Annotated in this window: 23 protein-coding genes; 17 read left to right on the top strand and 6 right to left on the bottom strand. The window is 61.2% G+C overall.

Features of this window, described 5'->3' with window-relative positions:
• Positions 1-62: 62 nt before the first annotated feature.
• A complete protein-coding gene (locus K3758_RS00295) occupies positions 63-761 on the top strand; it encodes a sulfotransferase (protein WP_259946765.1) in 699 nt (232 codons plus the stop codon).
• Between the two features lie 67 nt (positions 762-828).
• On the top strand, positions 829-1,242 hold the full coding sequence (locus tag K3758_RS00290) for a hypothetical protein (protein WP_259946763.1): 414 nt from the start codon (positions 829-831) through the stop codon (positions 1,240-1,242).
• A 142-nt stretch (positions 1,243-1,384) separates the two neighbouring features.
• Here K3758_RS00290 and K3758_RS00285 read toward each other — a convergent pair whose 3' ends face one another.
• Positions 1,385-2,611, bottom strand: a complete 1,227-nt coding sequence (locus K3758_RS00285) for an argininosuccinate synthase (RefSeq protein WP_067622271.1) — start codon at positions 2,609-2,611, stop codon at positions 1,385-1,387.
• A gap of 124 nt (positions 2,612-2,735) precedes the next feature.
• Between K3758_RS00285 and ilvA the strand changes: the two genes are divergently transcribed.
• Positions 2,736-3,968 (top strand): threonine ammonia-lyase IlvA, encoded by a 1,233-nt coding sequence (gene ilvA, locus K3758_RS00280; RefSeq protein WP_259946761.1) that lies wholly within the window; start codon positions 2,736-2,738, stop codon positions 3,966-3,968.
• 89 nt (positions 3,969-4,057) lie between these two features.
• Positions 4,058-5,326, top strand: a complete 1,269-nt coding sequence (locus tag K3758_RS00275; protein WP_259946759.1) for a PP2C family protein-serine/threonine phosphatase — start codon at positions 4,058-4,060, stop codon at positions 5,324-5,326.
• Here the strand turns inward: K3758_RS00275 and K3758_RS00270 are convergent.
• On the bottom strand, positions 5,323-5,760 hold the full coding sequence (locus K3758_RS00270) for an NUDIX hydrolase (protein ID WP_259946757.1): 438 nt from the start codon (positions 5,758-5,760) through the stop codon (positions 5,323-5,325). The two genes, K3758_RS00275 and K3758_RS00270, sit on opposite strands and share 4 nt — an antisense overlap.
• Before the next feature lie 76 nt (positions 5,761-5,836).
• On the opposite strand from K3758_RS00270, the gene K3758_RS00265 reads away from it, so the two are divergent.
• From K3758_RS00265 to K3758_RS00235, 7 genes are all read left to right on the top strand, one after another.
• The gene (locus tag K3758_RS00265) at positions 5,837-6,811 is read left to right on the top strand and encodes an Hsp33 family molecular chaperone HslO (RefSeq protein WP_067622281.1); all 975 of its coding nucleotides are present in this window, start codon (positions 5,837-5,839) and stop codon (positions 6,809-6,811) included.
• 1 nt (position 6,812) lies between these two features.
• Positions 6,813-7,409, top strand: coding sequence for a CoA pyrophosphatase (locus K3758_RS00260; protein ID WP_259946753.1), 597 nt, complete (start codon positions 6,813-6,815; stop codon positions 7,407-7,409).
• Positions 7,385-8,566 (top strand): CCA tRNA nucleotidyltransferase, encoded by a 1,182-nt coding sequence (locus tag K3758_RS00255; protein ID WP_259946751.1) that lies wholly within the window; start codon positions 7,385-7,387, stop codon positions 8,564-8,566. The genes K3758_RS00260 and K3758_RS00255 overlap by 25 nt, the downstream gene beginning before the upstream one ends.
• A gap of 165 nt (positions 8,567-8,731) precedes the next feature.
• Positions 8,732-10,570, top strand: a complete 1,839-nt coding sequence (locus K3758_RS00250) for an ABC transporter ATP-binding protein (RefSeq protein ID WP_259946749.1) — start codon at positions 8,732-8,734, stop codon at positions 10,568-10,570.
• A complete protein-coding gene (locus tag K3758_RS00245) occupies positions 10,567-12,399 on the top strand; it encodes an ABC transporter ATP-binding protein (protein WP_259946747.1) in 1,833 nt (610 codons plus the stop codon). Before K3758_RS00250 ends, K3758_RS00245 begins: the two co-directional genes overlap by 4 nt.
• 37 nt (positions 12,400-12,436) lie before the next feature.
• Entirely contained in the window at positions 12,437-13,660 is a 1,224-nt protein-coding gene (locus K3758_RS00240; RefSeq protein ID WP_259946745.1) for a class I SAM-dependent RNA methyltransferase, read from the top strand.
• 114 nt (positions 13,661-13,774) lie between these two features.
• Positions 13,775-14,272, top strand: a complete 498-nt coding sequence (locus tag K3758_RS00235) for a murein L,D-transpeptidase family protein (RefSeq protein ID WP_259946743.1) — start codon at positions 13,775-13,777, stop codon at positions 14,270-14,272.
• Between the two features lie 67 nt (positions 14,273-14,339).
• Here the strand turns inward: K3758_RS00235 and K3758_RS00230 are convergent, their stop codons facing one another.
• Entirely contained in the window at positions 14,340-14,837 is a 498-nt protein-coding gene (locus K3758_RS00230) for a CAP domain-containing protein (protein WP_243266167.1), read from the bottom strand.
• A 167-nt stretch (positions 14,838-15,004) separates the two neighbouring features.
• Between K3758_RS00230 and K3758_RS00225 the strand changes: the two genes are divergently transcribed.
• Positions 15,005-15,616, top strand: coding sequence for a L,D-transpeptidase (locus K3758_RS00225; protein WP_067627906.1), 612 nt, complete (start codon positions 15,005-15,007; stop codon positions 15,614-15,616).
• A gap of 141 nt (positions 15,617-15,757) precedes the next feature.
• Positions 15,758-15,940: a hypothetical protein gene (locus K3758_RS00220; RefSeq protein WP_067261136.1), complete on the top strand. Its 183-nt coding sequence runs from the start codon at positions 15,758-15,760 to the stop codon at positions 15,938-15,940.
• 104 nt (positions 15,941-16,044) lie between these two features.
• On the opposite strand, the gene hemH is transcribed toward K3758_RS00220, so the two are convergent.
• Together hemH and K3758_RS00210 are read right to left on the bottom strand one after the other, a co-directional pair.
• Complete coding sequence (hemH, locus tag K3758_RS00215) at positions 16,045-17,103, bottom strand: ferrochelatase (protein WP_259946736.1); 1,059 nt, start codon at positions 17,101-17,103, stop codon at positions 16,045-16,047.
• 53 nt (positions 17,104-17,156) lie between these two features.
• Positions 17,157-17,975, bottom strand: coding sequence for an SAM-dependent methyltransferase (locus tag K3758_RS00210; protein ID WP_259946734.1), 819 nt, complete (start codon positions 17,973-17,975; stop codon positions 17,157-17,159).
• A gap of 14 nt (positions 17,976-17,989) precedes the next feature.
• Between K3758_RS00210 and K3758_RS00205 the strand changes: the two genes are divergently transcribed.
• From K3758_RS00205 to K3758_RS00190, 4 genes are read left to right on the top strand one after another with little or no spacing between them, the layout of a single operon-like run.
• Positions 17,990-18,721, top strand: coding sequence for a ComF family protein (locus K3758_RS00205; RefSeq protein WP_259946732.1), 732 nt, complete (start codon positions 17,990-17,992; stop codon positions 18,719-18,721).
• A gap of 37 nt (positions 18,722-18,758) precedes the next feature.
• Entirely contained in the window at positions 18,759-19,019 is a 261-nt protein-coding gene (grxC, locus tag K3758_RS00200; protein ID WP_067627897.1) for a glutaredoxin 3, read from the top strand.
• Complete coding sequence (locus K3758_RS00195) at positions 19,016-19,846, top strand: carbon-nitrogen hydrolase family protein (RefSeq protein ID WP_259946731.1); 831 nt, start codon at positions 19,016-19,018, stop codon at positions 19,844-19,846. Before grxC ends, K3758_RS00195 begins: the two co-directional genes overlap by 4 nt.
• A gap of 11 nt (positions 19,847-19,857) precedes the next feature.
• Positions 19,858-20,298 (top strand): MarR family winged helix-turn-helix transcriptional regulator, encoded by a 441-nt coding sequence (locus K3758_RS00190; protein ID WP_067627893.1) that lies wholly within the window; start codon positions 19,858-19,860, stop codon positions 20,296-20,298.
• Here K3758_RS00190 and ubiG read toward each other — a convergent pair.
• A complete protein-coding gene (ubiG, locus tag K3758_RS00185) occupies positions 20,273-21,055 on the bottom strand; it encodes a bifunctional 2-polyprenyl-6-hydroxyphenol methylase/3-demethylubiquinol 3-O-methyltransferase UbiG (RefSeq protein WP_259946729.1) in 783 nt (260 codons plus the stop codon). The genes K3758_RS00190 and ubiG overlap by 26 nt on opposite strands.
• Positions 21,056-21,057: the final 2 nt, after the last annotated feature.

Genomic DNA, 21,057 nt, shown 5'->3' with positions numbered 1-21,057 from the left:
CTTGGCGAGATGGCGCGTTCTTTCTAGCGTTCCGGGTTCAACGGCAATGGGGGAAACCTTTCATGCGAATTGCGATGTGGTCTGGGCCACGCAATCTCAGCACCGCGATGATGTATAGTTTCGGGGCGCGGCAGGACTTTACCGCGATGGATGAGCCTTTCTACGCGGCCTATCTGAAGGCGACCGGGTTGGAACATCCGATGCGCGACGCGGTGCTGGCGGCACAGGAAAAAGACCCTGCGCGGGTGCCCTTAGGGTTTGTGCAGGAAGGTGCGCGGCACCTTTATATGAAACATATGGCGCAGCATATGATCGATGGTTTTCCGCTGGACTGGGCGGAGGATTGTGTGAACATCCATCTGATCCGGCATCCCGCACGGGTGATCGCCAGCTACGCCGCGAAACGTGAAGCGCCCCGTTTGGCGGACATTGGCTTTGACCGGCAGCTTATGTTGTTTGAGCGTTTGGGCGGGCTGGTCATCGACAGTGGCGACATCCGTGCGGACCCGGAGGGGATGCTGCGCAAACTCTGCGCCGCGATCGATCTGCCTTTCGACCCTGCGATGCTGCGCTGGCCTGCCGGACCACGCCCCGAGGATGGGGTTTGGGCCCCGCATTGGTATGGGGCGATTCATCAAAGCACCGGATTTGCCGGACCCGAGGGGGATTTGCCCATGCTTGACGGGGCGAATGCAGAGGTTCTGGCCGCCGCCTTACCCTATTATGAGCAGCTATTTGCGGAACGTCTTAAAAATTTCTGAAATCTGCGAAACTTATTTTGGGTCGCTGTCGTGACTACGGCGTTATTTCAAACGGAGGGAAAACCAGATGAAAAAATTTGCAAGCACCGTAGTTGCCCTGTCCATGATCGCCGGTGGCGCGTGGGCTGATGCTCATGCCATGGCAATGGTCGAAGCGTCGGGCCAAGATGTTTCGAATGGCGTCGTTAGCGCCGATAAAGTGATGGCCGGAGAGAATGGCTGGCTGGTCGTGCACCGCACCGATGCCGACATGAAGCCCGGCCCTGTTGTGGGCTATGCGCCGCTGCGTGCGGGTGAGAACACCGACGTGGTCGCGATCCTGCAAGAGGACGTGGCTTCCGGTGATATGCTAATGCTGATGGTACATTCCGAAGATGGCGGCATGAAAACTGGCGTGTTCGAATACACGCTGGGCGCCAAGGAAGATGGGCCGATCAAGCCAGACGGTGAATTGGTGATGAAAGTCATTACCGCCGATTGATTTGGCATTGATAGATGTAGAAAGGCCCGGGCGGAAGCGTCCGGGCCTTTTGCGTTTTGTTTGGGGCCAGCCGCCGGGGGCGCTGCCCCCGGACCCCCGCGGGTATTTAAGAAAGAATGAAGGGGATTAGGCCCCCCGTGTTTCAGCCTTTGGTGCGTTTGTCGCGGGCGGCGAGGAGTTTGAGGCGCAGGGCGTTGAGTTGGATGAAGCCTGCGGCGTCTTTTTGGTCGTAGGCGCCGGCGTCGTCTTCGAAGGTCACATGCGCTTCGGAATAGAGGCTGTGATCGGACCAGCGGCCAACGGTGCGAACGTGGCCTTTGTAGAGTTTCAGGCGCACGGTGCCGGTGACATGGGCTTGGCTTGCGTCGATGGCGGCTTGCAGCATGGTGCGCTCGGGGCTGTACCAGAAGCCGTTGTAGATCAGTTCGGCGTATTTCGGCATCAGCTCGTCCTTGAGGTGCATGGCGCCGCGGTCGAGGGTGATGGATTCGATGCCGCGGTGGGCTTCGAGCAGCAGGGTGCCACCGGGGGTTTCGTAGATGCCGCGGGATTTCATGCCGACGAAGCGGCCTTCGACCAGATCGAGACGGCCGCAGCCGTGTTTGCCGCCAAGCTCATTGAGTTTGGTGAGGATCGTGGCGGGGGACATAGCTTCGCCGTTGATGCTGACGGCATCGCCGCGCTCAAAGCCGATTTCGACGTATTCGGGCGTGTCCGGCGCGTCTTCGGGGTTCACCGTGCGCTGATAGACATAGTCGGGTGCGTCGATTGCGGGGTCTTCGAGGACTTTGCCTTCGGAAGAGGTGTGCAGCAGATTGGCATCGACGGAGAAGGGGGCTTCGCCGCGTTTGTCTTTTGCGACGGGGATTTGGTGCGCTTCGGCGAATTCCAAGAGTTTGGTGCGGCTCGACAGGTCCCATTCGCGCCATGGGGCGATGACCTTGATGTCGGGGTTCAGCGCATAGGCGGCGAGCTCGAAACGGACTTGGTCGTTGCCTTTGCCGGTGGCGCCGTGGGCGACCGCGTCGGCGCCGGTTTCTTCGGCGATTTCCACGAGGCGTTTGGAGATCAGTGGGCGGGCGATGGAGGTGCCTAAGAGATACAGACCCTCGTAGACCGCGTTGGCGCGGAACATCGGGAAGACGAAGTCGCGGACGAATTCCTCGCGCACGTCTTCGATGTAGATGTTCTCTGGCGCGATGCCCATCATCTCGGCCTTTTTGCGGGCCGGTTCAAGCTCTTCACCTTGGCCGAGGTCGGCGGTGAAGGTCACCACCTCGCAGCCATATTCGGTTTGCAGCCATTTCAGGATGATCGAGGTATCGAGGCCGCCGGAATAGGCAAGCACGACTTTCTTGGGCGCGGACATGACGGGGTTCCTTTCAAGTTCGCCCTGCGAGGTAGCGGTTTTCGTGGGCGCGGGCAAGATTGAAGCCTGCGTTGACCTATGCAGGCTGCGCGCCTATCGACGAATGGCAGCAAGGAGAGCACAGATGGCGGATGATTTTGCACAGAAAGCACAGGCGGCGGCAGAGGCGCTGCGGGCATTGTTCCCGGCGACACCGCTGCTCCGCAATGAGCATCTGTCGGACCGCTTTGGCGCGGATATCTGGCTGAAGCGCGAGGATTTAAGCCCGGTGCGCTCTTACAAGCTGCGCGGGGCGTTCAATGCGATGCGCAAAGTGATCCCGGGGCAGGGGTTGTTTGTCTGTGCCTCGGCGGGGAACCATGCGCAGGGGGTGGCTTTTGCCTGCAGCCATTTCGGAGTGCGCGGCGTGATTTTCATGCCGGTGACCACGCCGCAGCAGAAGGTGCAAAAGACCCGGATGTTCGGGGGTGAGAATGTCGAGATCCGGCTGGTGGGGGATTATTTCGATGCCACCTTGGCGGCAGCACAGAGTTTTTGCCGGGACGAGGGCGCGCATTTCTTGTCGCCTTTTGACGATGATGACGTGATTGAGGGGCAGGCTTCTGTTGCTGTGGAGATTGCCGCGCAATTGGGCCGGGTGCCGGATCGGGTGATCTTGCCCGTAGGCGGCGGCGGGCTGTCTTCGGGGGTGGTCAGTTATTTTGGGGATGCCTGCGCCTATACATTCGTTGAACCCGCAGGTGCGCCGAGCCTTGCGCGGGCGTTGGAGGCTGGGGCACCCGTGGATGTCTCTCCGATCGATAACTTTGTGGATGGCGCTGCGGTGGCCAAGATCGGCGCGCGGACCTTTGAGCGTTTGCGCGGGGTGAACCCGGCGGATGTGGTGCATCTGCCGGAGGACCGGATTTGCGTGACGATCAACGAGATGTTGAATGTCGAAGGCATCGTTTTGGAGCCAGCAGGCGCGCTGTCGATAGATGCGCTGGGCGAGGTGGCCGATCAGATTGTCGGCAAGACGGTGGTCTGTGTGGCTTCGGGCGGCAATTTCGATTTCGAGCGTTTGCCAGAGGTCAAAGAGCGGGCGCAGCGCTATTCGGGCGTGAAGAAGTATTTCATTCTGCGCATGCCGCAGCGGCCGGGGGCGTTGAAGGAGTTTCTGATGCTGCTTGGTCCGGAGGATGACATCTGCCGGTTTGAGTATTTGAAGAAGTCGGCGCGGAATTTCGGCTCTGTCCTCATTGGGATCGAGACGCGGCGGCCTGAGAATTTTAAGCCCTTCCTTGAGCAGTTGGGGCAATCTGGCTTTACCTATACCGATATTACCAACGACGAGACCTTGGCGCAGTTCGTGCTGTAGGCGCGCCCGGCGCGACGGATTTACAGAAGAATTCACGTTTCGGTAAGCCATCGCTGTTTAGATCAGCAGGCCTGTCAGGATCGTGTCGCATGAAATTGGATATCCCCAGCCTCTCTGAAGCGGTGGCGACGCCTGCTGTGTCGCCATTGGTTTTGGTGGTTGAGGGGGATGAAACCCATCGGGGTTTTCTCTCAGCGTCTCTGAGGGCATGGGGGTATGAGGTGATCTCTGCCGCGTCGGGTGCTGTGGCTCTGACCCTTTGCGAGCGCCGCTTGCCTGATATTGTGCTCTGCAGTTGGGCGATGACGGGGCTGTCGGGGCTCGACGTCTGCCGGACTTTCCGAAGCCTGTCGGAAGAGCGTCGTGGCTATTTCATTTTGCTCACCGACAGGCCTGAAGGTGGCGTGGTGACCCGCGCCCTTGATGCGGGGGCGGATGATGTGTTGATCCGGCCAATCGGTCCGCCGGACCTGCGCGCCCGGGTCATGGCAGGGGAGCGTTTTCTGGTCATGCAGCGTGAGCTGACGCAGAAAAACAAGCTGATCACCGAAACATTGGATGTTCTTCGGCAGGTGCACGCGCTGATCGACAAGGATCTGATTGAGGCCAAGAAATTTCAGCAATCGCTGCTTCGCGAACGCTATCGCGCCATGGAGGGGGGCAATCTGTCGATGATGCTGCGCTCTGCCGGGCATGTTGGCGGCGATTTGGTGGGGTATTTCCCTGTGCGACCGGGGGTCGTGGGGCTTTTCGGTTTGGATGTGTCGGGCCATGGCATCAGCTCGGCCCTGATGACGGCGCGGCTGGCCGGATATCTGTCGGCGTCGACGCCGGACCAGAACCTTGCGCTCACGCTATTGCCCGGGGGCAGCTATGCGGCGCGCCCCCCGGGGGAGGTGATAGAAGAGCTTAACGATCTTGTTCTTCATGAGATGGAGACGGAGCATTATTTTACGCTGATGCTGGCGATTGCCGACCTCACCACCGGGGAGGTCACAGTTGCGCAGGCAGGGCACCCGCATCCCGCTTTGCTGCGCGGCGATGGGCAGGTCGAACAGCCGGGCACCGGGGGCTTTCCTGTTGGCCTGCTCGCCGGGGTGGGGTTTGAGGAATATAAGCTTCAGATGGCGCCGGGGGACAGGTTGTTGATCCTATCGGATGGGGTGACGGAATGCCCCGATCCGGGCGGTGAGATGTTGGGCGAAGACGGTTTGGCGCGGATGCTGGGGGAATTGCGCCGGTTCAGCGGTCCGGCGCTTCTCAGCGCGCTGGTCTGGAAGCTTTCCGAATTCGCGGGCAGCCGTGATTTCCCCGATGATGTTTCAGGGATATTGCTTGAGTATCAGGGCAACGTTTAGCGCAGGTGGCGTTGCAGAAACAGGCGGTCGCCTTCGTTTGCGAGGGTCGCCAATGCTTCGCTGGCCGATAGCACCATGGTGGCGTGATGCGGCTCTGTCGGCGCGGCGATCTGGCGCACGGGATGCGCGACGTAGATATGGCAGATCTTTTGCGCCCAGAGGTCGTAATCTTTCATATAGGTAAAGCGGCGGAATGCGCCTAGTCGGCGCGGGCGGGCAATGCGCCAACCGGTTTCCTCTAGCACCTCGCGGTGGAGCGCTTGGAGCGGGGATTCTCCCGCTTCGATACCGCCGCCGGGCAATTGCACCTCGGTGTCTTGCGCCATTTCCAGCGTCATCAGAAAACGGCGTTGCAGCGGCAGAATGGCATAGACCCCGGGCCGCGGTGTGTAGCTTTGGCCGGGCTGTGGTGTTTCGCCTGTACGTCGGATCATCTGCTGCCCCTTTTTCCATGGGTTGCTGCGCCTATATAGACGCGGTATGCCAAGCGGCCCCCGATAAGGAAACCCGATGACCCAAGGAACTAAAATCGCGTGGGACGATACCGTTCTGCCCTTTCAGCTTGATGATGTCGACATGCGCGGCCGCGTGGCGCGGCTTGACGGCGTGTTGGAAGGCATCCTGAAGCAGCACGACTATCCGCCGCAGGTCGAAGCCTTGGTGGCCGAGATGGCGTTGTTGACCGCATTGATCGGTCAGACGATCAAACTGCGTTGGAAACTGTCGCTACAGGTGCAATCCAAAGGTGCCGTTCGGATGATCGCGACCGATTACTACGGCCCCGAAAAGGAAGGCGAGCCTGCGCGCATCCGCGCCTATGCCAGCTATGATGCGGATCGGCTGACCGATGACGCCCCGTTTGAACAGATCGGCGAAGGCTATTTCGCGATCATGATCGACCAAGGCAAAGGCATGACCCCCTATCAGGGCATCACGCCACTGGCCGGCGGGTCTTTGGCTGCCTGTGCGGAAGCCTATTTCGCCCAGTCTGAGCAGTTGCCGACCCGCTTTTCGCTGAGCTTTGGCAAATCGTCGGGCCCGGGCGAGCCAGAGCATTGGCGTGCTGGTGGCATCATGTTGCAACATATGCCCAAAGCCTCGCCACTATCGGCGTCGGGCGAAGGGACGGGTGAGGTCCTTAAAGCCGATGATTTGGTCGAAGGCGACGAGGCCGAGAATTGGAACCGCGTGAACATCCTGCTCGGCACGGTTGAGGATCTGGAACTGATCGGCCCTAGCGTACCGCCGACCGATCTTCTGTTGCGATTGTTTCACGAGGAACAACCGCGGGTCTATGACCCTCAGCCGGTGCGTTTCGGCTGCACTTGTTCCGAAGACCGCGTGCGTCAGAGCCTGTCGATCTACTCAGCCCGCGATATCGAAAAGATGACGACGGACGAGGGGCGGGTGACCGCAGACTGCCAGTTCTGCGGCGCGCATTATGACCTTGATCCGGCCACGGTCGGTTTTGACGCCAAGGCCTAGGGTGAGCGACCGGTTCCAATCCTTTCGCGAGGCGCTTGCCCAGACTGGGGTGGAATCCTCCGATTTCGATCTGAACCCGGAGGTCACCCTGCCCGAGGGGCGCAGTCTGCGGCCTGCGGGTGTGCTCGCCCCGGTGGTGGATACCGGAACGCGGCTGGAACTGATCCTGACCAAGCGGTCTTCGGCGTTGAAACATCACCCCGGGCAGATTGCCTTTCCGGGGGGTAAACAAGACGGCGGCGATGCGGATGTCATCGCCGCCGCCCTGCGCGAAGCGCGTGAAGAGATCGGCCTGCCGAGCGACATCGTGGATGTCTTGGGCGTTCTTCCGGCTCATGAGACGGTCACCGGCTTTAGCGTGACCCCCGTGATCGGCTATGTGACGCGCGATTTCACCGTGGTGCCGGAGCCCGGCGAGGTCGAAGAGGTGTTTCGCGTGCCGCTTGACCTTGTGCTGAACCCCAGCAACTACCTTGTGCATTCCCGGCGTTGGCGTGGCCAGCGGCGGTATTATTACGCTGTTCCCTATGGCCCCTATTACATCTGGGGCGCGACCGCGCGTATGTTGCGGGCATGGGCGACACGTATGAACCGATGATTCCAACCACGACACGCTGGTTACATGACGCAGACGCACAGCGGGTTTGCCGCGTGGTGCAGGATGGTGGGCACCGTATCTATTTCGTCGGTGGTTGCGTGCGCGATGCGCTGCTGGGCCTGCCGGACAGCGATGTGGACCTCTCCACCGATGCGACGCCTGAAACGGTGATGGCGCTGGCCAAGGCCGCCGGGGTCAAGGCCGTGCCGACGGGGATCGACCATGGCACGGTAACGCTTGTGTCGGGCGGCAAACCGTTTGAGATCACCACCTTTCGCCGCGATGTGGAAACCGATGGCCGCCGGGCTGTCGTGGCCTTTTCCACCGATATCGCCGAAGATGCCCGCCGCCGTGATTTCACGATGAACGCGCTCTATGCCACGCCCGAGGGCCGTGTGATTGACCCGTTGGGCGGCCTGCCTGACCTGCACGCGCGACGGCTGCGTTTTATCGAGGATGCAGGTCAGCGTATCCGCGAGGATTACCTGCGCACCCTGCGCTATTTTCGCTTCATGGCGTGGTATGGCGACCCGGAGGCGGGGCCGGAGCCGGAGGCGCTGGATGCGATCGCGTCGAATTTGGATGGGTTAGAAACGCTTTCGGCGGAGCGGGTCGGGCAAGAGTTCAAAAAGCTGCTCCGCGCGCCGGATCCCGCCCCGGCCTTGGCGTTGATGCGGCAAACCGGTGCCTTGCCGGTGCTTTTGCCGGGGAGTGATGACCGCTGGCTATCCATACTGGTTCATTTTGAACAAATGTTGGGGCTTGAGCCTGATTGGCTGGTTCGGCTGGCCGCGCTGGGCGGGGAAGCCTTGGCGGATCGTCTGCGGTTGAGCAAGGCAGAGGCCAAGCGCCTGACGTTGCTACAAGAGCAAGGCTTTGCCGGGCCACCGCTGGCCGAACTTGCCTATCGTCATGGGGCAGGGATCGCCCGTGGCGCTGCATTGCTACGCGGCGTTATGGCAGAACGGATGCCCGAAACCATTGTGTTAGAGACGATTTCGAACGCCGCCGCTGCCCGTTTTCCGGTCACGGCCAAAGACCTGATGCCAGCGTTCAAGGGCCCGGCCTTAGGGCAAGAGCTTGGCCGGCTGGAGAAAATCTGGATCAACTCTGGCTTCACCCAGACCCGTGCGGAGCTGCTGCGAAAGTCCAGCTAGGTCGACATCGCGCGGAAATTCGGCTATCCAAACCGCATTATAAGGGAGATGGGCGAGATGTACCGCGGGATCTGGTTTAGCTAAGCTGGCATAACCATTGCCCCTTTGCGGCTTTGCTATTGGGCATTGCCGCGTATTTTGCACGTCTATTTCCAAGGTCTCCCCATGTTTCGCTTTTTCGAAAACCTCGTTGATCCCTATGTTGCCTATCGGGAAAAGGATCACCCGCCGCAGGGGCTCTGGCCCTTTTTGCGGGACTATGCGCAGCCGTTTAAAAAGGTCTTTGTCCTCGCCGGGGTGATGGCGATCCTTGTGGCTGCGATTGAGATTGGTCTGATCTACTATATGGGCCGGATCGTTGACCTGTTGGGCAGCGACCCCGCGCAGATGTGGGAGGACTACGGCACCGAACTGACCCTCGTGGCCCTTGCCGTGCTGTTCCTGCGGCCCTTGGTGCAGGCGGTCGACGTTATGCTTCTTAACAATGCGATCCTGCCGAACTTTGGCACCCTGATCCGCTGGCGGGCGCATCGGCATGTGTTGCGGCAATCCGTCGGCTGGTTCGAGAATGATTTCGCCGGGCGTATCGCCAACCGGATCATGCAGACACCCCCGGCCGCGGGGGAGGTGGTCTTTCAGGTTTTTGACGCGATCTCTTATTCGCTGGCCTATATGATCGGCGCGGCTATCCTGCTGTCCACCTCTGATATCCGCTTGTTAGTGCCGCTTTTGGGGTGGTTTATCCTCTACGCTGGCTTGGTGGCATGGACGATCAAACGGGTCGGCCCTGCGTCTAAGGCGGCATCGGACGCGCGGTCTCAGGTGACGGGGCGCGTGGTGGATGCCTATACGAATATCCACTCGGTCAAGATGTTCGCGCATCATGATTTAGAGGTCGACTTTGCCGGAGAGGCCATCGAAGAGGCGCGGCGTACTTTTCAGGGCGAGATGCGGATTTTCAGCATCATGGACGTGGTGCTGACCCTTCTCAACGGCATGTTGATCGTGGGTATCGTCGGCTGGGCGCTGGTGCTTTGGATGGCGGGCGAAGCGAGCGTCGGCGTCGTGGCCGCTGCCGCCGCGCTGGCGCTGCGGCTCAACTCAATGACCAGCTGGATCATGTGGGCGCTGTCGAGCTTTTTCCGCGAGTTGGGTGTCGTGGCCGAAGGGATGGAGACCATTGCCCAGCCTCTCGCCCTGACCGACAGACGCGATGCGCCGCCCTTGAAGCTGACCGAAGGCCGGATCGAGATGGCAGGGCTGAGCCATCATTACGGGCGCGAAAGCGGCGGGATCCAAGATATCGATATCACCGTGCAGCCGGGCGAGAAGATTGGCCTTGTTGGCCGCTCTGGCGCGGGGAAATCGACCCTCGTGAAGTTGATGCTGCGGTTCTACGATGCCGAAACGGGTCAGATCCGGATCGACGGGCAGGACATCGCACGGGTGCGGCAAGACAGTCTGCGGCGGCATATCGGTGTCGTGCAGCAGGATTCATCGCTGCTGCACCGCTCGGTGCGGGAAAACATCCTTTATGGCCGCCCCGACGCAACCGAGGCTGAGATGATCGCGGCTGCGAAACAGGCGCAGGCGCATGAGTTCATCCTTGATCTGACAGACCCGGAGGGGCGGGCGGGCTATGATGCCCGTGTCGGTGAACGGGGTGTGAAGCTATCCGGCGGGCAGCGTCAGAGGATTACGCTCGCCCGGGTGATCCTGAAGGATGCGCCGATCTTGTTGCTGGATGAGGCGACCAGCGCGCTTGACAGTGAGGTGGAGGCGGTGATTCAAGAAACGCTCTATGGCATGATGGCTGGCAAGACCGTCATCGCCATCGCACACCGGCTGTCCACAATTGCCGAGATGGACCGAATTCTGGTTCTGGATCAGGGACGTATCGTCGAAGAAGGCACCCATGACGCGCTTTTGCAGAAAGCTGGCCTATATGCAGCCTTCTGGCACCGTCAGTCGGGCGGTTTTCTCGCATTGGATGACAAGACGTGAGCATTTCGAACTGGATCAACCCGTTTCACCCCGCCGATGGCCCGCCGCCGCAAACGCTGGGGGCTTTCATGCGCTGGTGCCTGTCGGGCGCTTGGCCGGTGCTTTGGCTTGCCGCGCTCCTTTCCGCCGCCGCTGGCGCGATGGAGGCGGGCACGGCGTGGATATTGGGCAAGGTCATCGACGCTACGGTCAGCGCGGGGCCAGAGCGGTTCTTCGAAGGCAGCAGTCTGGTGCTGGTGCTGGGCGCAGTCGCGTTCTTTCTTGTGGCACGGCCCGTGCTGTTCGGCCTGTCCTCGGCCTCGAACGCGATCATGGTGCAGCCCAATGTGAACCCGCTGGTGCTGTCGCGTCTGCACCGTTGGACGCTGGGGCAAAACGTCAACTTCTTTGATGATGATTTTGCCGGACGCATCGCGCAAAAGCAGATGCAGGCCGCGCGGGCGGTGACAGAAGTGGCGGCTGAGGTGATCAACGTGGTGGCTTTTGCGCTGGCCTCTCTCGTCGGGTCGGTTGCGCTGCTCTTGGCGATTGACTGGCGCGTGGCACTTGGATTTTCGGTCTGGCTGGTGATGTATCTGGCGCTGATCAACTGGTTCTTGCCGCGCGTGCGCAAGCGGGCCGCGGGCCGTGCCGGGGCGCGGGCGATGGTGTCGGGGCAGGTGGTGGATACGATCACCAATATCAAGACGGTGAAACTCTTTGCCCATGCCGATCACGAGGACCGCGCAGCGCTTTCCGCGATGCAAAGCTTTCGTGCCCGGGCGCTGGAGTTTGGCTATCTCGCCGCCGGGTTCCGCTTGGCATTGATGAGCCTTGCCGGGCTTCTGCCGGTGCTTTTGCTTGGTGGGACGATCCTGCTGTGGCAGCGCGGCATGGCGAGCGAGGGGGATATTGTGGCTTCCGGTGCCATCGCGATCCGTATCGCGCAGATGACCGGCTGGGTGTCTTTCACGCTGATGGCGATCTATTCCAACATTGGTGAGGTCGAAGATGGGATGCGCACCCTGACGCCGCGCGTGCGGTTGGACGACGGGCCTGATGCGCAGGCGTTGATGGTGAAGGCCGGGCAGATCGAACTGCGCGACCTCGGCTTTGCCTATGGCCGCCAGACCGGCGGGATCGACCGGATTTCATTGACCATCAAACCGGGAGAGAAACTGGGGATCGTCGGCGCTTCGGGCGCGGGGAAATCGACCCTCGTGGCGCTGCTTTTGCGGCTATATGAACCGGAGCAGGGCAAGATTTTGATCGACGGGGTGGATAGCTCGACGGTTACTCAAGAGAGCCTGCGTCGCAACATCGGGATGGTCACGCAGGAGACTGCGATGTTCAACCGCTCGGCGCGGGACAACATCCTTTATGGGCGGCCCGACGCGACAGAAGCCGAGGTCCTCGCGGCGGCGCAGCGTGCCGAGGCGCATGACTTCATTCAAGACCTTGAGGATCACAAAGGCCGCCGCGGTTATGACGCGCATCTGGGGGAGCGTGGGGTGAAGCTTTCCGGCGGGCAGCGTCAGCGCATCGCCTTGGCCCGCGCCATTTTAAAAGACGCGCCCATACTGGTGCTGGACGAGGCGACCAGCGCGCTGGATAGCGAAGTGGAGGCCGCCATCCAGCAGACCCTGGACCGTGTGATGGAGGGCAAAACCGTGCTTGCCATCGCGCACCGTCTGTCGACCCTGACAGAGATGGACCGCATCATGGTGTTGGACGCAGGCCGCATCGCAGAGATCGGCAGCCATGCTGATCTGCTTGCCCAAGACGGGCTTTATGCACGCTATTGGCACCGTCAGTCGGGCGGGTTTCTGGATGTGAAGGCAGCGGAATAGGCTTTCGCTGTGGCCTTTGCCGCGCTATGGGCAGGCTATGACAGAACATCACATCTTGCGCCTTGGCCACCACGGCGACGGCATCGCCGAAGGTCCGATCTTTGCTCCGATGACCCTGCCGGGGGAAACCGTCAGCGGTGAGGTCGAGGGCCAACAGCTGCGCGACGTGCGGATCGTTACGCCGTCCGAACAGCGGGTCGCGCCGCCGTGCCGCCATTTCAAATCCTGCGGGGGCTGCCAGTTGCAGCATGCCGCAGATGATTTCGTGGCTGCGTGGAAGGTTGATGTGGTCCGCAATGCGCTGTCGGCGCATGGGTTAGAGACAGAATTTCGCCCCATCCAAACCTCGCCTGCGCAATCGCGCCGCCGGGCCACCTATGCTGCGCGCCGCACGAAAAAGGGCGCCATGGCTGGGTTCCATGGCCGCGCTTCTGACGTGTTGATCGAGGTGCCGGGCTGTCAGCTGGTCGATCCCGCGCTTTTGCCGGGGTTGAAGGTTGCAGAGGAACTGGCGCTGATCGGCACCAGCCGCAAGGCTGAATTGGCCGTGACCGTGACGCTGTCGGAAGAGGGGCTGGACGTGTCGGTTGCCAATGGCAAACCGCTCGACGGGCCGCTGAGACAGCAGTTGGCGCAGACCTGTGAGGCTTTGGCGCTGGCACGGCTAACGTGGGATGGCGAGGTGATCGCGATGCGCGCGCCGCCCGCGCAGCGCTTTGGCAGCGCAGCGGTCACGCCCCCGCCGGGCGCGTTTTTGCAAGCCACCCGCCATGGCGAAGCGGCCCTGCGCGCCGCCGTCTTGGATGCCGTGGGGGAGGCCGAGACCGTGGCGGACCTGTTCGCAGGCTGCGGCACCTTCGCTTTGCCACTGGCGCAAAAGGCGCGGGTTCATGCGGTTGAGGGCGATGCCGAGATGATCGCCGCGCTTGAGGGCGGCTGGCGTCGGGCCAAGGGGGCCAAACCGCTCACCGTTGAGACCCGCGATCTGTTCCGCCGTCCGCTCTTGCCGGATGAGTTGGCCAAGATCGACGCCGTCGTACTGGACCCGCCCCGCGCCGGGGCCGAGGCGCAGGTGGCCGAGATCATCCGCGCCGGGGTGCCGCGCGTGGCCTATGTTTCTTGCAACCCGGTCAGCTTTGCCCGTGATGTGCAAAATATGGTGGCGGCAGGGTATCGGCTGGACTGGGTGCAGGTCGTGGACCAGTTTCGCTGGTCGTCGCATGTGGAGCTTGCCGCCTGCCTGACACTGCCGGAAGGTTAGGCAAAAGGGCTGCATTTGGCTCGGCTCATCACCTCTTTTTGAATGAAATTAATCCCTCATTGTGGTAGCTCAGGTAAAAAGGGCCGGAATGGCCGGGGCTTTGAGGGCACAGTGATGAAGCGCAGGACAATGATACTTGGCGGCACCGCTATGGTGGCGCTTGGTGCGTGCAGCAGCAGTAAATTCAAACGATACAACGGTCCCGAAGTGACCTATGTGGTTGTGAACAAAAGCCAACGCCGCATGATGCTGTTGCATCATAACCGCGTGTTGGAGGACTATCCGATCAAGCTGGGCTTCGCTCCTGTGGGTCACAAGACCTTTGAGGGGGACGGGCGCACGCCCGAAGGGCTCTACCGAATCGACCGTCGCAATCCGAACAGCCGGTTCCATCTTTCCGTCGGGATCGATTACCCCAACGCACGGGATATCGAAACCGCCCGCGCCATGGGCAAAAGCCCCGGCGGCGATATCTTTATTCACGGGCAAAAAGACCCGCGACAGAAAGAAAAGAACGATTGGACTTGGGGCTGTATCGCGGTCACCAACAAAGAGATCGAAGATGTCTATGCGATGGTGCGCGATGGCACGCCGATCCTGATCACACCCTGATCACCGGGTCGGTAAAAACGAAACCGGCCCCCGCAGGGGCCGGATAAACCGCTTGTTCAGCGAAAGATCAGTTGCCGACGACCAGCGTCCACCAGATCTTGCCACCGTTTTCCTGATACCAAGAGAAACCCATCTGGCGGCCATCGGGGGCCATCAAGATGCGGCGGGTGTCTGGCTGCTCCATCCAGGCGGCGAGGGTCTCAAGCTCGGTCTCATAGGTTTCCGAGATGACTTCGCCGACCAGACCGCCGGTATAGCCAACGCGCTGGATACGGTCGATTGGCGACGACCCGTCAGAGCCGAAGTGCCATGGACGGTTTTGCACCGACATATCGCGCGAGTGGGTCGCGGCGGCGGCGTTCAGTTTGGCATCCAGCGCCAAAGGTGTGACCCCAGCCGAGCTGCGCAGCGCATTCACCGAGTCGAGCATGCGGAATTGGATGGTACCCGCGTCGGAACGGCTGATGCGGTAGGAACCGCTGGCTTTGCCGCCAGTGGTGCTGGACGGGGCACAGGCAGACAGCGCAACCGTCAGCGCCAGCAGGATGGACAGGATACGGATCATATGAGCGCTCCACGCAATGAGATTTTTTCTGCCTTACATCGGGGCGCGTTGCAGTTCAAACGCACATCGGCGTGACTCTGCCGTATGGGGCCGGTTTCAATTGAAACTGCGTCTTTCGAGCCATATATATGGCGTTAATTAGCATAATTTCAGTTTGGAGACGCTCCATGTCCGCTCACCGTTTTTCGATTAAGAGCCGCCGTGGCTTTCTGGCTGGCAGCGCCGCGATGCTTGCCACACCGGCGCTGGCGCAAAGCACCTCTTCTTTCAACTCCTCCGCGACGACCGAGACTGAGCGCGATCTGACTGAATCGGTCCAGCGCAATGTCTCGAGCTTCCGGATGTTGGATTGGCGCCCCTATTTCAGCAACACGCGCAACGGCGCGGTGCTGGTCGATATCGACAGCCGGGCGGTGCATTACTGGTCCGAGGACCAGAGCGTTTACAAACTCTACCCCTCATCGGTGCCGCTGACCGAAGACCTTACGCGCCGGGGTCGCACCCGTGTCATCAAAAAGGTCGAGGGGCCAAGCTGGCGTCCCACGCCTTCCATGCTCAAGCGCAATCCCGAGTGGCCGCCCTATGTCGGGCCTGGCCCGGATAACCCGCTGGGCACCCATGCGCTGTACCTCAGCTGGACATATTACCGTATCCACGGAACCCACGACACAAGAAAAATTGGCCGCAAGTCTTCCAATGGTTGCATTGGGCTCTATAACGAACATATCGCCGAACTTTTTGCCATGACAAAGGTTGGCACGCAGGTGTTGCTTATTTGACGACATCCCCCTGATTCCTTGATGCAATAGCTGATTCCGGGTTTGCAAACTTTTGCCGATACTGTTTAGAACGAGATTACGAGGTAAGTCTTGGGTGCGTGTATGTATATGATACAGCACGCCTATTCTGGAGGTTATGTTATGAAGAAACTCGTTCTCGCCGCTGCTCTGTCCGCTGCTGCATCGACTGCTTTTGCTGGTTCGCTGGCCGAGCCGATCGTCGAAGCACCGGTCATCGTGGAAGAAACAACAGGTTCGTCCTCGGGCATCCTGGTTCCCCTGATCCTGTTGGCGCTGGTTGCCGCAGCTGTTGCTTCCGACTAATCGGAACTGACGATCAAACGGAAAAGGCGGTGCAGTGCACCGCCTTTTTTGTATTCTGCGTATGGCTTTGAAACAGGGGCCGCCGCAGCGACCCCCGGACCAGCTTAAACCCAGCCAGCCAGATTTTCACTGATGATCGTGGTCAGTGCCTCAATATGCGCGGCATCATCGTTCAGGCAGGGGATATAGGTGAAATCCTCGCCGCCCGCCTCTTCAAAGCTTTCCTTGATCTCTTCGTTGATCTCTTCGAGCGTTTCGATGCAGTCGGCCGAGAAGGCAGGCGCGCAGACGGCGATGCTTTTCTTGCCCGCTTTGGCCTGACGGGCGACCTCTTCGACCGTGTAGGGCTGCAGCCATTCCTCGGGGCCGAACTGCGACTGGAAAGTCGTCATGATCTCGCTGTCTTGCCAGCCCAGACGTTCCTTCAGCAGGCGCGTCGTTTTCTGGCATTGGCAATGATAGGGGTCGCCCTCCATCAGATAGCGCTGCGGCAGACCGTGGTAGGAGCAGACTAGCAGGTCGGGCTTCTTGTCCTTCGCGGCATAGGCACGCTCGACCGACTGAGCCAGCGCTTCGATATAGTCGGGGCGGTCGAAATAGGGGGCAACGGTGCGCGACGCAGGCTGCCATTTCTCTTTCGCCAGCGCAGCAAAGAAAGCGTCATTCGCCGTTGCGGTCGTGGCCCCGGCATATTGCGGATACAGCGGAAAAAACAGGATCTTCTGGCACCCTGCTGCGGTCATCGCTTCGACCTTGGACTGGGTCGATGGGTTGCCGTAGCGCATGGCGTAATCGACCATCACATCGGCACCGTAACGCGCCTGCAACGCCGCCTTGATCTTGGCAGTCTGCGACTTGGTGATCGTCGCCAGCGGGCTTTCGTTCTCAGCCTCGTTCCAGATGGATTTATAGGCCGCGCCGCTGGTGAAGGGGCGTTTGGTCAGGATCACCGTCTGCAACAACGGCTGCCATTTCCACGGGCTGTAATCGATCACCCGGCGGTCCGAGAGGAACTCGCTTAGGTAGCGGCGCATCGACCAATAGTCATAGCCGTCCGGCGTGCCGAGGTTGGCGAGCAGGACGCCAACCTTGGGACGCGGGACTTTGGGGTGGTCGTTGGGGCCGTGTTGGGGTCGGGCCGTCTCGGGCTGGGCTGCCTGCATGGGGTTTCCTCGCACATATGATCCGCGCAGAGATAGCCGCTCTGAGGGTCGGGTCAATCGGGGAGAGGCTCTTCGCGACTATTCAGCGCATCTGCGAGCCGTTGTTGTGCCGATCCCGGGCGCAGGGGTTTTTGCTGGCTTTCATCCGGCGCCCAACCGGCGAGGAAGATCATATCGAAGGTCGCGGTAACCCGGCCCGATGCGGCGGTGAAATGGGTGGCGTAAAGCTCTGCCGCGCGGGTCAGTACCGCACGGCCCGTGGGGCGGCGCAGGCGGGCTTGTAGGGCGTTGGTCTCACCCATCTCGCGCAGGTCGCGCATCAGAGCCCAAGCGTCTTCGTATTCCACGGTCAGCGGTTGGCTGTCGGCCACCGGCAACGCCAATCCGGCGCGTTGCAACAGCGCGCCAAGGTCGCGCAGTTCCCCCATCGGGGCGATGCGCGGCGACAGGCCGCCGGTCACTTCGGCTTCGGCCTGGCCAAGACAGGCCCGCAACTCATGCAGGGTCTGCCCGCCAAGCGCCACGGCGTGCAACAGCCCATCGGGCCGCAGCGCACGGCGGCATTGGATCAATTGGCCGATGGGATCATTTGCCCAATGCAGCCCCATGGCGTGGATCACCAGATCATGGCCCTGCGGTTCCAGCGCCAATACCTCGGCCTCGGGGGTAATCTTGGCCTCGGGGAAGGAGGCCGCCCAGACCTGCGGGAAAGCGGTCACGATGGCTGGAGCGGTAAACGCTTTTTTAACCAATCCCACCCGATCCTGAACCTCATCGGCGGCTGCCTGTTGCAAGAACATGCCCCGCACCGTCGCGCGTGCGCGGCGATGGGCGAGGGCCTTGGGGTCGGTCAGGGTGGGCTGTGCTGTCATGAGGAACACATAGAATGCCGCCACGGGGACTTCAAACAGCAGTATCACTGATCTACCCGCCGCGTTGCTTGGGCTGCGGCGGTTTGGTCGATGCGGATTTCGGGCTTTGCGGCACCTGTTGGCGCGACACGGGCTTTATCGGCGGCACGGTCTGCGATGCTTGCGGGGTGCCGCTTCCGGGGGGCGGGGATGTGGCTTCACCGCATTGTGATGCCTGTCTCGCCACGCCGCGCCCTTGGGCACAGGGCCGGACGGCGCTGCTCTATCGCGATATGGGGCGCAGGCTGGTCTTGGCGCTGAAACACGGTGACCGCCAAGAGATCGCGCGCCCGGGCGCGCGGTGGATGGCGCAGGCGGCGCAGGGCCTCTTACCTGATACGGCACTGATCGCGCCGGTGCCGCTGCATTGGCGGCGTTTGCTGAAACGGCGCTACAACCAATCCGCCTTGCTGGCCAAAGCACTCTCGGCTGAAACCGGCCACAGTTGGTGTCCCGATCTGTTGCGGCGGGTCCGGCACACGCCGTCGCTGGATGGGTTGGGGCGGGCGGAACGGTACAGCGTCCTGCAGGAAGCGATCACAGTTCATCCCCGGCGGCGGCACCGTATCATCATGCGACCGGTGATTTTGGTAGACGATGTGTTCACCTCTGGCGCGACACTGACCGCCTGCACAGAGGCATGTCTTGCCGCCGGTTCCGGCCCCGTTTTCGTGCTGGCACTGGCGCGCGTGGCCAAAGAGACCTAGATCACTGTGCAACGTTAACTGTTCAAAGGGTGATCCTATGCAACCTGTCGAAATCTATACGTCGCCGCTCTGCGGTTTTTGTCATTCCGCCAAACGCCTGCTGACCCAGAAGGGCGCGGCCTTTGATGAGGTCGATGTGCTGTCAGAGCCAGAGCGCAAGCAAGAGATGATTCAGCGTGCAGGCGGGGCCCGTACCGTGCCGCAGATCTTTATCGGGGACGTGCATGTGGGCGGCTGTGATGAGCTTTATGCGCTGGACCGTGCGGGCAAGCTCGACGCGCTGCTGCAAGACAGATGAAAATCGCGCTGCTGCAACTCAACGTCTCGGACGATCCGGCCGCCAATCTGATCGAAACCCGCGCCTTATTGCGCGAGGCGGTGGCGGGCGGGGCAGCATTTGTGCTGACCCCCGAGGTGACGAATTGCGTCAGCACCAGCCGGACCCATCAGCAGGCGGTGCTCGCCTATGAGGAAGACGATGCCACCCTCGCCGCCCTGCGCGAAGAGGCGGCGAAGGCGGGCATTTGGCTGCTGATCGGCTCACTCGCGCTCAAGACGCGGGGCGGCGACGGGCGCTTTGCCAACCGATCTTTGCTGATCTCTCCGCAGGGAGAGATCGTGGCCCACTACGACAAGATCCATATGTTCGACGTGGATATCAGCGCGACCGAGACCTACCGAGAATCCGCAGGCTATCGCCCCGGCGACAAGGCTGTAGTGGCCGAGACGCCATTTGGTAAAATCGGCATGTCGGTTTGCTATGACATGCGCTTTCCGTCGCTTTATCAAGCGCTTGCAGAGGCGGGGGCGCGTATCCTCACGATGCCTGCGGCCTTCTCTCCAGTCACAGGCGCCGCGCATTGGCACAGCCTGTTGCGGGCGCGAGCGATTGAGAATGGCTGCTATGTGTTGGCCCCGGCGCAGACCGGCACGCACGCCAGTGCCGAACACAAAACCCGCGATACCTATGGGCATTCGCTGGTCGTGGCCCCTTGGGGGGAGGTGGTGTTGGATGCCGGGACGGCCCCCGGCGTTTACTTTTGTGACATGGACATGGAAGAATGTGACAAGGCCCGCGCCAAAGTGCCCAGCCTTGCCAACCGCCGCCCCTTTGCCGCGCCCTGACCGGACCTAAGATGACCGACGATAAAAACACACTTGCGATCATGCTGTTCGGTGAATTGCTGGCCGCCGATCAACAGGTGCGCAGCCGCCTCACGCGGGTTCTGCCGCGCGGGATGGAGATCTCGCATTTTTCGGTGCTGAACTCTCTGTCGTGGCACGGCGGCGAACGCTCGCCCGCGCAATTGGCCGAGACATTCAACGTCACGCGCGGGGCGATGACCAACACGCTGAGCAAGCTGGAATGGGCCGGCTACGTCCATATCCGCCCCGATTGGGATGATGCGCGGCGCAAGATGGTCGCGATCAGCCCTGCCGGGCGACAAGCACGGGATGCAGCGGTGAACGCGATCACGCCGATGATTTCCAACGTGGTGGATGATCTGGGCGAAGAGCAGGTCCGCGCCACGCTGCCGATCCTGCGCGCGCTCAGGCGTCAGTTGAGCCAGGGTTGAGGCCCGGATTAAGGCCCGGATTAAGGCTTGCGGTCACGTAGTTCACGCTCAGATCCCGATCAGACAGACGCCAAGACCATGCGACGGGGTTAAAGACGAAACCCTTGCGGTCCACAGGCTCCAATCCGGCGCGGTTCAGCAGGTCAAAAAGCTCATCCGGGGTGATGAACTTGTTCCAATCATGGGTGCCCTTGGGCAGCCAGCGCATCACATGCTCTGCGCCCACAATTGCCATCATGAAGGACTTCGGATTGCGGTTCAGAGTCGAACAGATGTGCAGCCCGCCCGGTTTCAGCAGGCGGCGGCAGGCGATCAGGTAGTCGATGGGGGAGGCGACGTGTTCGACGACCTCCATATTCAGCACGACATCGAATTTCTCACCCGCCTCGGCCATCGCTTCGGCGGTGGTGTGGCGGTAATCAATCTCCAGCCCCGACTGCTGCGCGTGGATTTGCGCGACGGGGATGTTGCCCGCCGCCGCATCCGCGCCGACCACCTCGGCCCCCAGCCGCGCCATCGGTTCCGACAGCAATCCACCGCCGCACCCGATGTCGAGAATGCGCAGACCCTTAAACGGCGCCTCGGCAGTCAGATCACGGTCAAACTCCCCGGCGATTTGGCTGGTGATATAATCCAACCGGCAGGGGTTCAGCATATGCAGCGGCTTGAACTTGCCGTTCAGATCCCACCATTCGGCGGCCATCGCTTCGAATTTGGCGATCTCGGCGGGGTCGATGGTTGATTGATCCACTTGCATTC

It is taken from the genome of Sulfitobacter sp. W002 (assembly GCF_025142135.1).
GTDB lineage: Bacteria > Pseudomonadota > Alphaproteobacteria > Rhodobacterales > Rhodobacteraceae > Sulfitobacter > Sulfitobacter profundi.
Note: the sequence above shows the minus strand (reverse complement) of the source record. Positions and strands in the feature narration are given on the sequence as shown.